Annotated in this window: 9 protein-coding genes and 2 tRNA genes; 1 reads left to right on the forward strand and 10 read right to left on the reverse strand. The window is 37.3% G+C overall.

Annotated elements, in window-relative coordinates:
• Positions 1-223: 223 nt before the first annotated feature.
• Positions 224-1,741: a glycoside hydrolase family 28 protein gene (locus tag KSK37_RS12990; RefSeq protein WP_217201972.1), complete on the forward strand. Its 1,518-nt coding sequence runs from the start codon at positions 224-226 to the stop codon at positions 1,739-1,741.
• 316 nt (positions 1,742-2,057) lie between these two features.
• Here the strand turns inward: KSK37_RS12990 and KSK37_RS12995 are convergent, their stop codons facing one another.
• The 10 genes from KSK37_RS12995 to KSK37_RS13040 all read right to left on the reverse strand — a co-directional run bounded on the left by KSK37_RS12995 (position 2,058) and on the right by KSK37_RS13040 (position 12,155).
• Positions 2,058-2,918, reverse strand: coding sequence for a hypothetical protein (locus KSK37_RS12995; RefSeq protein ID WP_217201973.1), 861 nt, complete (start codon positions 2,916-2,918; stop codon positions 2,058-2,060).
• Between the two features lie 409 nt (positions 2,919-3,327).
• Positions 3,328-3,966 carry a SanA/YdcF family protein gene (locus tag KSK37_RS13000; RefSeq protein ID WP_217201974.1) on the reverse strand — a complete coding sequence of 213 codons (639 nt, stop codon included), beginning with the start codon at positions 3,964-3,966 and terminating at the stop codon, positions 3,328-3,330.
• Between the two features lie 140 nt (positions 3,967-4,106).
• On the reverse strand, positions 4,107-4,724 hold the full coding sequence (locus KSK37_RS13005; protein WP_217201975.1) for a DUF6759 domain-containing protein: 618 nt from the start codon (positions 4,722-4,724) through the stop codon (positions 4,107-4,109).
• A 2-nt stretch (positions 4,725-4,726) separates the two neighbouring features.
• Positions 4,727-5,236, reverse strand: a complete 510-nt coding sequence (locus KSK37_RS13010; RefSeq protein WP_217201976.1) for a hypothetical protein — start codon at positions 5,234-5,236, stop codon at positions 4,727-4,729.
• Between the two features lie 6 nt (positions 5,237-5,242).
• Positions 5,243-6,928, reverse strand: coding sequence for a hypothetical protein (locus tag KSK37_RS13015; RefSeq protein ID WP_217201977.1), 1,686 nt, complete (start codon positions 6,926-6,928; stop codon positions 5,243-5,245).
• Positions 6,909-8,345 (reverse strand): hypothetical protein, encoded by a 1,437-nt coding sequence (locus KSK37_RS13020; protein ID WP_217201978.1) that lies wholly within the window; start codon positions 8,343-8,345, stop codon positions 6,909-6,911. The genes KSK37_RS13015 and KSK37_RS13020 overlap by 20 nt, the downstream gene beginning before the upstream one ends.
• A 69-nt stretch (positions 8,346-8,414) precedes the next feature.
• Positions 8,415-9,701 (reverse strand): DUF4407 domain-containing protein, encoded by a 1,287-nt coding sequence (locus tag KSK37_RS13025; RefSeq protein WP_217201979.1) that lies wholly within the window; start codon positions 9,699-9,701, stop codon positions 8,415-8,417.
• 1,045 nt (positions 9,702-10,746) lie between these two features.
• A complete protein-coding gene (locus tag KSK37_RS13030) occupies positions 10,747-11,424 on the reverse strand; it encodes a hypothetical protein (protein ID WP_217201980.1) in 678 nt (225 codons plus the stop codon).
• A gap of 551 nt (positions 11,425-11,975) precedes the next feature.
• Positions 11,976-12,049, reverse strand: a tRNA-Asp gene (locus KSK37_RS13035).
• 32 nt (positions 12,050-12,081) lie between these two features.
• Positions 12,082-12,155 (reverse strand) — tRNA-Asp (locus KSK37_RS13040).
• Between the last annotated feature and the right edge of the window lie 3 nt (positions 12,156-12,158).

Raw genomic sequence — 12,158 nt, forward strand, 5'->3', positions numbered from 1 at the left:
TTAAGAACTTCTTTCAGTACCGGTAATCACAGGCTATACGCTAAGTACGGCAGCCAAAAAGATCCTCCTGAACTTTCACCGTTTTAGCAGCACTTCATTTGTAATTTATTAAATTAAGTTACAAACTGATGCTGTGTTCTAAAATAATATGTAATTTTGACCCGAAATAATTTTTGTTTCACCCGTTTTACTAAGATTCTAATATTCATTAACACTTCCTGTTATGCATTTCGACCTCAGAAAAAAAATACTCGTTTCTATAGTGGCTGTATGCAGCCTGCAATCGATTAACTCTCAAACTCCTGAATGGCAGCCCTACCTGGATAAGGCACCGTTTAAAATCATTCTTCCGGAGCTTCCTAAAAACACAGCGCAGAAAAACATCTCCGTGGTTTCATTCGGTGCGGTGGCGGACGGCAAAACTTTAAATACCGCAGCTTTTCAGAAAGCCATCGACCAAAGCAGCAAAGACGGCAATACTGTCATCAATGTTCCCGCAGGAACCTGGCTTCTGGGTCCCATTGAGCTTAAAAGCAACATCACCCTTCACCTGAGCAAAGGTGCCCTGATGCAGTTTACAAAAGACCGTTCACAGTATCCGCTGATCGCAAAAAATTCTGCCGGAACTGAGTATTTCGTTATGTCTCCGGTATATGCCCGCGATGTTCAGAATGTGGCGATTACTGGCGAAGGCACGATCGACGGCGGCGGTGACAGTTGGCGGCCGGTAAAAAAAGGAAAAGTAAGCCCCGAATTCTGGGAAAACCTCATCAGAACAGGAGTCTTAAGCGAAGACAAAAAAGTGTGGTGGCCTTCCGCTGACGCCATGAACGGCGAAAAAATCATTGAATCCCTGAAAAAGAAAACCAGTCCTGTGGCAGCGGATTTCGAAAGAACCCGCGATTATCTCCGTCCATACATGATGAACCTCATCAACTGCAAAAACTTAAGGATTCAGGGAATCACCATACAGAACTCCCCGAAACTGACTGTTTACGTTTCCCAGTCCGACGGCGTTCTGCTGACTGATCTGAAGGTACTCAACCCTAAATATGGACAGAATACCGATGGAATCGACATCAGCGGCTCCAGAAATGTGCTGGTATACAACTGTACCGTGGATGTTGGCGACGACGGAATCTGCATGAAAAGCAGCAGCTCTAAAAACAGTGACGGTCCGCGTCTGGAAAATATCATCATTGCTAAGTCAACAGTACTGCAGGCTCACGGCGGCTTCTCCATCGGATCGAATACCGATGGCGGCATGAACAATATTTTTGTGACCGACTGCTATTTTGACGGTACCGACATCGGAATCCGTGTAAAGAGCAATCAGGGCATCGGCGGTAAGGTGAGCAATATTTATATTGAAAACATCACCATGAACAACATTGTGGATGAAGCTATTTATCTGACTTCATTTTACGAGAACAGACAGGTCGGCAAAACGCCGGTAGTTTACGACAACCCTCTGGAAGAAAAAATCCCTGAATATTCAAATTTCTATTTTAAAAACATCACCGTTAACGGTGCAGAAACCGCTGTAAAACTGATTGGTCTTGAAAATTCCCCCATCCATGATCTCTTTTTCGAAAATGTAAACATCAAGGCAAACAAAGGTTTCACAGCAGAAAACGCAAAGAACATTACCATGAAAAACACGCAGCTTCAGGTACCCGGAAACCAATTCACTTTAAAGAATACTTCGAATATTGTGAAGGAGGGGAAAATGGTGAAATAATCACGCTGTAACACTGCTCCCGCAACTGTTTATTATTTTAAACCCATGTGTTTTTAGGAAAACCAACTTAAGTTGAGGCTTGGATTTATAAAATCCGGGCCTTTCTTTTTTAATCTTTTTCCTTTAACTTAAAAATTAAAGGCTGCCTTTTAAGAAAGCCAGTCAAATGAATTAACGGGAACAAATTGACCAGCTGATTTTCGAACTGTTTTCATGCAGTAAGAAGGTGGGAAATTTCCTCATATTTAAGCCAAATTCGCTTCAATAAATAATGAAGCTAAATAGGGCAACACATATCTTATCTCTGTAAAATGCTTTATTTTCTCCAGGCCACTAGATATTTAAGCGCTCCCTTTTCTTCATAGCCCTTGGCCAGAAAAGGACGGTATCCTTTGCTCTCCAAATTTTTCACAGAAGCCTCCAGTTCTTTCATACTAAGTCCGGTACTGATTTCCAAATCAGTCGGAGCTGCAAGTTTAAGCATGAGGGCAGCTACTTTGGTCTTATTTCCTTTATGGTAAACCGAAAGATTCAGGGGCAGATAGCTTTGCGCTCTGAATTTTTCAAATTCCTGTGAGACCTTATCTAGGGCGATATCATAATAAACACTCGTTTTTTCGGCTGGAGAATCATAGGTCTGCAAAACAAATGCGACCTGATTCTCTCCATTCGGCATATCATACACAGCCAGAGAATTTATCCAGTATGCCCCATATTCCGCTTGCGGAGCAGTCAAAGCACTGAATAGGGGCAAAATGTTTTCTTTCGCGCTAAGGGAGTAGGAAATTTCGTAGTCGGTACTCCACCCCTTAAACCAAAGAGCGCCAAACCGAAGTTCACCCTTAGGGTTAAAATAAGGAGTAACAGCATACGGCATGAGCTCGTGTTCCTGCATACCTTTATCGAAGGTATCAAAATCATCTGAGCTCAGCTCATGGCGGGCCTGCCAGGGCCGACCTTCGTTATTCTTATAGAAAATTACTGAAAAACGGTTCTCTTTTCCAACTGTTGTGACATTTATATCAACGGGAATATAGTTGGTGGCGTACTGATCGAAGGCTTTCTGATAGTCAGACTCAGAGAGGTTGTACTTAAAAATCCAGTTCTGTGCCCGAAGAAATGTACAGCAGGACAAAAGAGTAAATAAAGAAAAGATAAACACCTTTAAAGTTTTCATAATTCGTTTTTATATAATGTGAAATTAAATATTTTTGAGAACATTATAAAAAAATAATTGAATTCAATTACCGTCAACAGCGCGGAAACCGCTGTAAAACTGATTGTATTGGAAAGCTCCCGATTCATGATCTGTTTTTCGAAAATGTAAACATCAAGGTGAAGAATAGTTTAACAGCAGAAAACGCAAAGAACATTATCTTAAAAAACACGCAGTTTCAGGTACCCGGAAACCAATTCACTTTAAAGAATATTACGAATATTGTAAAGGATAGGAAAATGGTGAAATATATATTTTCAGCATGCGAGGGCATACTTCAGCTAAGTCAATTCCGATAATTCCTACTGTTTTACTTGTGGGAGCTTATATAACGGCATTCATTTCGGCTTAAGATCTTTAAGGATTTAATCTATTGTATTATAATATTTGTTCCCCGCTTTGTATTAACTTTCGAGCCATAAAACTTTGGTTTTCTGTTTACGAGACAGTCAGCATAGGCTTTGATACTAGCAAACCATTCCCGCAAAAAATACCTTTTCTTACCTGTTGCTGAAGAGGAAAAACCTACAGCATTTATCCCCTTTTGTTGAGCCAAATAGACGGAGCGGCTCAAATGAAATTTTTGGGTGACGATCACCGCATTCTTTATATCAAATATATTTTTCCCTCTTGCCATTGTAGAATAGGTATCAAACCCAGCATAATCCCCAAAAATCACATCCTGCTCAATCCCTTTTTCAATCAGATAACCGTTCATTACACTGATTTCATCGTAGGATTTTTTTCCGTTATCACCGGAGATCAGGATTTTCTGTACTTTCTTATCCTTGTATAATTTTACGGCATCATCGAGTCTCTGCTTTAAGAAGTTTCCGGGAGTTCCATTCTTTCTAATTCCGGCTCCCAGCACAATTGCAAATTCTTTTTTGGGCACATTATTCACATTGCTGTACAAAGAAGTTCTTACAGAATGTCTTACAAAAAACGGCATAACCAAAATCATTAAAACGAGTACGACAACGACAACAACAATTTTAAGTAATTTCATAGGGTTTTATCAAAATTTATGATTGATTTAATTCCCGGATTTTTCTAAGGCTGTATAAGTATCGACAGAAAGAAGACATAAATTAGCAAGGTGACTCTTCCGAAATTATAATATCAATTCTCAGAAAATACTACAGGAAATTAATATCTTACAGTAGAAATATAGTAAACAACGGAATAGTCACCCATCAAATTTTCAGATCCAGCGTAGTTGTATCCGCAAGCGTTAGCAGCTACACTGTATCTACCGCTTCCCAACGAGATTTTCCTTTTTGAATTTGGAGCTATTATAATTCTTTTTGCATCATTTCCGCTGTATAGCAGCGTCAAGTCGCAAGAGGTATTATTTTCAACATCAATGGTAGAAATTGCAGAACTGGAAGAACCTACCCTTTCTGCTTCAGGCATTTGGCCGGTATTTGAATCTGCAGCTATTTCTCTTACTTCTGCACGAATAATATTATCCTCAATTTGCTGCTTTTTATTGTAATCGGGATTATCAATCAGGAACTGCTTCCATGCAGCAGAGGAATTGACTCGACTTGCTTCATCAAATGTCATTATTGCAGAAGTTTCAACCACACTTGAGGAATCAGTTAATGTGTCCATATTAACTGCGGCATCGATAGCCACAGCGCTACTGTCAACAGTTAAAACTGTAGAATCAGTCGACGAAACAAGGGAGCTCTGGTCAATTTCTTTTTTAAAACAGGAGTTCATCGCAAACAAGGCGATTAAAAACAGTATTGTATTTTTCATATCTAATTAATTTTTGGGGTATCTAAAATCAAATAAAAATTATCTAAAATAAAACTAAGTACCGGATAGAAGGCTACGGAAATACATAGCAGAATGACCCCTTCAAAAATCTTAAAGTTTAAATCATCTACTGCAAAAAATTTCTTTGCTATAATTTTTGAGAATAAAGAAATAATTAATACCCACACAAACGCTAATGCCATGTATATAGTTGTGATTTTAAGCATTTCAATGCTGAATCCAAAATTATAATTGCCGGCTGTAAAAAGTTTTATAAAGTCAAAATCAAGAAAATACTGATCGATGACGTCATACAGGTAAATAACTTTTTGAAACACAAGGTTAAGAATTATACTCACTGAAATAAAAATCGCAGAGAGCTTAATAAATTCTTTCGTAACCAAATCGTTATGGTCTGATCGTTCTTTTAAAACTCTTTTAGCAAGTATAATGCAGACCGCAAAGCAGGGTATGGAGAAGAGCAGAATTGAAAAAATTTTTAAAGTATTCATATTTTATTATTTTAAAGAGATATCCCAATAGTTCAGGTTCATCACCTCAGGAGGTAAAATCCCTGGCTTGAATCCACGATCAGTAGTTTCCCAAAGCGTATATTTACCATCACCTGATTCATAGGTCAAACCGTTGTATGGCAATGAAATCCCTAAGATTGAGTGCCGGTAAACCTCGCTGCTCAAAACCGCTACATTGTATCGATAATGCTTAAATACGGTATAGAGTAAAACAGTTCTGGAATCACAGTCACCTTGACTGTTACTAAGAAATTCAAGTGGTGTTGTTATCCCAAATTTCTGATTCGGCAAACATCTTCCTGCATTTTCTTTAAGCAGGTTCCTTATGCTTCTGTCTGTGTATTCATTAGGGTTACAACTGCCCTCGACAATTGCGTGATAAGGAATATACTGAACAAATGAAACAATCATTTCGGCAAATTGCTTATTATTCAGGTTACGATCAGACCGAATTTTATCAAACATGCTATAAAGTCCTCCCAATTTATCTGAATCGAAAGCTGAAATATTATAAATTATATTATTATACCCTATGTTGGCATTCAAACTGTTTTTAAGATTTCGTGATGCATCCAAATCAGACTTCATGAGACTAAATGTTCCTGAGTACGCCTCACCATTGTACCCACTCCATTTCAATTGCCTTTGTATTTGAATGTCGTTGACTTTTCCATTTTTAATTAAAGTGATAACTTTAATTAACTGAGGTTTTTCAACAATTTTCTGCACGGGATGAGGCACATATGCAACAGCTTTGTTGTGCCAGTTGGTATTCGCAATTGAATAAACCAAACCAATTAAAAACAGGAAAGCAAAAAAGTATGTGAAGTATCGCAGCCAATGAAAAAAACATGTATAAACCACATAAAACAACCAGATCAATCCTATGACGAACAAAGGGGTAAAACCTATAAGTCCAGAAATGATTGTAACCAGAAGCGATAAGATTAAGTTTCTAAAACATGGAGAAAATCTTTCGTAAAAAGGTCGTGGTGGATCAGAAATAACAATTGTACCTCCGGGGCCCTTTTGAATTTCTTTATCCATCCAATCACCCCAATAGGTCTTTTTGTTTCCTTTACAAAAATACTCCTCCCGGTAAGCGCCAGTTTTTGTTTCTGTATTACCTGTCTTTATACCTGTTTTGATGCAATCCAGACATTCAATAAGATTTATTTTTCGGTATCTCTTTCTGTATCTTTTTTCTTCTGTAAAGTCTGTTAGGTAACCATAAAAATCTGCTTCAATAGTCCCAAACGCTTCGTCACCTTCATTTTGCTGAAGTTTTGAAACAAATCCGAAATTGTGAAACAGCGGATTTTCAAATTTTAAATCATAATATTGTTTTCTGCCTTCAACAGTTTCAAAAAAGTAAACTTTTTCTGGCATTTGGTGTGCCGCTACCTTAATTGCGTCTTCCTCCTCTGCAATTTTTTCTTGAATTCTGCTTTTGTGACTAATTTCAACTTCTGCCTCATAGATTTTAAAATGGTAATATTCGGATCTTTCATCTGGTGTTTTTTGAAGGTCAGAATAAAACTTCCCTGTAAATCTTCCAGAAACATAGGTATAACGAGGAATATGCCTAATAAAACGTTCTTTTTTAAACATTCTGCCATCAGACTCGTAGTATAACTTTTCGTGATCAGCTTCATTCATCTCTCCAAACATCGTTTATCAATTTTTGACCAGAAAACTCGACTATCGTATTTTTAACGGGCTTAAGATTAAACGGAGGATCAAGATATTTTTCATAAAAAACAATCCTGTTTATCTTTTTTAATTCACTTAATTCCCCTGAAGAAAAACCATATTTTCGGTATATTTCATTTTCCGAAATATCAACATATGGGAAAAATTTCGCGATTAGTTCTTTTTCAATTTTTTGAGCCACTTCAGGTTTATACGCTCTGAGTTTCACCATAGACAACTCTAAATTCTCCTTAATACGTACGAAAGACCTGTGCTGTCGCTGAGCGAATTTCCTTTCAAAATTGGTTTTAAAAGTCTGGTAGTTAAGATTAACAAAATTCAGTTCTTTTTCCTTTTTAAAGTAGTAGAAGCTTTGGGCATTCGTTTTCGGTTTAATTTTTCTGATTTGAAACTTCACATAAATCGGGAACAGAAAAAGAATTAATGAAAAGACATTTAAAAAAAAGGCACCAGGAACTAAGGTGTTGATGACGATGATCCTTCTTAAATAAAAGGAATTATTATCTATTAAATTATAGACATATTTATTATTTGTAACTTTATCTTCAATTATTTTGTTAAAATTTTTCTTGAAAACATTGAATTCATATTTAGAATAGGTTTCAATTTCAGCAGATTTGGAAAGAAACTCTTCATCACTGGCAATTTCATTTTGAATTTCTGAATTTAGCTCCACAATAAAATCATCTTTTTTACTGCGCTTCACTTTTTTATCTATGATTATACCTTTTAGATTTTTAGATTTCTCCAAAAAAGACTTGTCGTATTGTACTTTTTCAATTATTGGGTTAATGTTTTTCGAAATTTCTGTATAATCCTCTTTCGGCAACGCATTTATATGCACTGTTCTTAGATAATCTTCCAGTAAGTTTATTTCCTGCTCAATCTTGGACTGATCTGTCTCCAAAATAATTTCAGACTTATAGTGGGATTTATAAAGGTCTAAATCGTTTTGTATAAGTGACGTAAAAAGCATTACGTTAAAAGGCTGTACCGTAATGATGGCAAAAAGTCCAATGAAAATAATACGCAGCGACATTGATAAAGTGAGCCAATCACTAAAATTTTTCAGATTTTCAGATTCAAAAAGAAATTTCTTCTTACTTTTTTCAACACCTTTATTTTTTTTGTTGAACATCTTTTTATCCACGAGTAAGGGCGGAGAAATGGTGTACAATAGAAGCAAATATATGGTAGTCACAGCAAAGCCCCAGAAGATTCCAATAGGCACACTTCCAATTTTTCCAATGCCACTTAAAATGTTGAAGGAAAATATAACCGCGCTTACAAAACAGAGGATGCATATAAACATTACTGCAAAACCAATAAAATTAAAGTTACGGTTTATCTTGGGATGATCCAGCTGTTTAATCATCTCTCCGTCTTCACCTGAAAACAGGTGAAGGATCGGGTTTGCTTTGGATATTTTAACCGCCATAAAAATTTAGGCGTTTTTTCTTATATATTCATCTAGATTCTCGTCGATGTTCCTTCTCTCCCTTTCTTTATATTTTTCAAGCGCATAATCTGTTAATTCTTTCTGGATTTTAGAAAGTTGAGACTTCTCATACATAAGGTTTTCGGCGTCATGGTTAATCACTAGGTGTCGCTCTAAGCCATCTTTATCGGTATAATAATCGTATTGAACTTCAATACCGTTTTCAGCTCTTATTTCATCCTCCAGATTTTCTTTCATGTAATCATATGGGGATTTTATGAGCATCATCTTAAAAAATACGGGCGTCAACTCGATTGACAGGAACAAAAGCGTTATAAATATTGTAATCCACGGAAATCCTTTTGTTCCATCTTCTCTGGTGGATGCTATTTCGTCCGCCAACTGAATTCTTCGCAACAAACCATCTTCAGATGCTGCTTTCTTTTCTGCCTGCTCTCTTTCGTTATCTCTTACGTCAACTGCTTTCTTCAGCTCCACCTGCAAATCTTTAAAATCCTGGGATTCTTTTAGCTGATTTAATCTAACTATAATTCCATCTCTTTGTTTTTCCAGCGCTTGGGCTATAGGACCTACTCCTGGTCCGGAGCTACCTCCTCTTTTACCTGTTGTTTCCTCAGCAATTTGCTGGTCCAAATCTTTTATTTGGGATTCATAATTTGTTATTTTAGAATCTAAGTCCTTCATTTTCCCTTTAGCCTCACTTACTTTTCTAAAGTAGGCAGCATCTGCATCTTTAACAGCTTCATCCTTTTTCTGCGCCTGATATTTTGCTAAAGCGGCGTCAATTTCAGATTTAAACATCTTTATTTCTACAGGTTTAGAAATCGTCAAAGCAATTATAGAACCCATAACAAGCCTTGGTAGTGCTCCCTTAAATTCCTGCCATGTAATTTTTTCAGTGCCGTCACCTTTACCTGTTGCGGCAACAATAAATTTGTCAATATTAAAAATAATCAGGCCCCAAACAATTCCAAAAACTATTGAATACAAAACAGTAGGTAAATGGATTGGCGCTTCTGTTACGCCGTTAACCATCACTTGCTTATCAAGAACATTCGCAGTTTTTGGGGCAAAAATCGTATAAAAAGCATAGCCTCCAGCCAAAGATGCAAGCACTCGAGTCGTTAAGACAATGCCTCCTAAGCACATATATTTTACCTGGTCTGAATAGGTAGCTCTTTCTAATAAAAATTTATCTCCCCCTGCACAACTCCATAAAAATTGCATAAATTTTCCAGCCCTTGGCATTCTGTACGATTCATTGTTTTTCATAAATAATCTGTTTTACTGAAGTGTTTGAAGTTAATATCTTTAATTTTAGTTGCTAAAGTGACTGAAGATGTAGATTTACTGAAAAAGAATTTATTATTTATTAAGCAGGTAATTCTACCCGGCATTTCTTTTTTCCGATACAAAATGTTAAAACTTTTGAAGTAATTGATTTTATATTTTGCGGAGTTTAAGATTAACCCATCGTTCTCTTTTTCAATAACATATTTTCTGATACCTTTAGCTAATTTCACGGTAATGATATAAGGAAACTGAAGCTTATTTGAATTTAGTGTTATACTGCCATTCGAAAATTTTTTGCCCACTTCAGGGAAGTTAATCCATAAAAGTTGCGAGAAGTGAAAGTCGATTTTTAATAAGGAGTTTGAAAAGGTGAAATCTTTGTCGATGATAAAAAAATCATTGGCGTTTGAGTAATTAGAATTAGAAAAAGCAAATACAAGTCTTCTGTAGAGTAGTAGAAAGAAAGTTGATATGTATTTTTGCAATAAAAAAATGTAGTTATTCTTCAAATAGTTATAATTCTGGGTTATAATGAATCACATGCTCTTAAAAAGGTTATGATTTAATTACGGATAGTTTTTCTGCTGGTGAAAATTAGAAAGAATAATCTACCCTGCATTACGGTTTCCCGTAATGATACCAAATTCAATAATTTATTTAAAAAAAAACTACACTTCCATCAAAATAAATTATAGATTTTAAGCATATCCAAAACAGCAATAGAAAATACACGAAGATGGTTATAACAAGCCTATTTAGTTCTTCGAAAAATAACGACCGAGCTGAATCCATAGTTATTTTTGGACTCATCGCCAATAATTAGGTCTGTCAGAATTAGAAAGCGGTTCCGGTTTTCCGGATTCCATCCGTCCGTCTCACGATTTATCGCACGGTTCTAAGTAAATAAAAAACTTTTCTAGATTGCCCTGCTCCTGCTTATCGTTTTTCACGTTTCAAGCCGCCTTCCATCGAATGCATAGGCGAACAGCCCTCCACAGCCCACTCAGTACAGCAACTCCGGATACTACCCCATCACCACCGCCGTTTTTCCGGGTAGCTGGAAACCCTTTCCGTCAAAAAACCGGATCAGCGCGAATTTAAGATAGCCCTCATAAGCCGGGTTAAATTCACTGTCCTCAGAAATAAAAAACTCAGGACCCGGAAGCGGAACCTCAAAAACAATATCCTGAAACTCCAGCGAGTCCTGCCCCTCCTCGGGATTGATGAACCTCAGCGTAACTTCCGCCTTCGTACTCCGTGCAGGAATACGGTCAAAAAACAGCATGCGCTTGTCATAATCGTAGCGGCATCTTTTTCCGTCGGCGGTGTTCCATGAAAAAGCGCCCAGAATTGTAGCGCTTTCAGCATGTAGCAGCCCATGCTGTACCGTCCGTTCACCCTTAGGGGATAACTTATCAAGTTTCATGAGATCGTACAGCATCTTGGCCATTCTCCCGTGAAGAACAGGATCATTGAGATCCTTAACAAAAGGTTGAAGTGCCCGCCGGAGTTTTCCGCCAAATTTGGAGCAGCGTCCAAATTCAGACGCATTCATTCTGACATTCGCATATTTTTCATCCTTCCGGATCTTTTCCCCGTCAAACCCTCCCGGATTTCTTACGATAATCTTGCCGTTCATTTTATAAAACGAAAGCCCGCCAAGCTTTCCGCTAATTTTAAGGATACCTTTAAGTTCAGCCATAGTGTTAGGATTAGGATGATACCCAAAGATAATAAATATTCACCCACTGTAGGATATAGTATGGATATAGTATGCTTATAGTATGGATACAGTATAAAATATTGCCGGCCTCCTGTAACATAACTTACACTAAAGGATAGGAGAATGAATACGATACATCAAGAACAACATCGCCGGTAGCTTTTAGGTAGACAGTCGCGCTACAAGTAAATCATTACAAATTAGATTTCGGGAAGAGAATGGAGATTAGAATTAAAATTGGGTCACGTCTTAATATGAAAGCGCTGGCTTTTTCCGAATAAAACGTGAATAATCTGGATGTAAGAGCAATTGTTGATTTAATTCCTAAAAGAACGCTTTTTGCGTCAAGGTGAGATTGAACGAAACGCTTGATCCAGTTAAGAGCGGAAGAACAATAAAGCAGCTTAAAAGCAGTATTCCCACAGAAAACATTGTAGCCTAAATCACATTTTGCTTTATACCGAACCCGAGAATCTAAATAAAGAATATAACAATAAAAAAAGCCCCAATAAATTGGGGCTTTTTTGTTGCGATCCGGACGGGACTCGAACCCGCGACCTCCGCCGTGACAGGGCGGCATTCTAACCAGCTGAACTACCGGATCAATTTTTTGAAAAGTAATTGATAAACTTTATGCGATCCGGACGGGACTCGAACCCGCGACCTCCGCCGTGACAGGGCGGCATTCTAACCAGCTGAACTACCGGATCAAT

The sequence above is a fragment of the Kaistella soli genome, assembly GCF_019038595.1.
Taxonomy (GTDB): Bacteria; Bacteroidota; Bacteroidia; order Flavobacteriales; family Weeksellaceae; genus Kaistella; species Kaistella soli.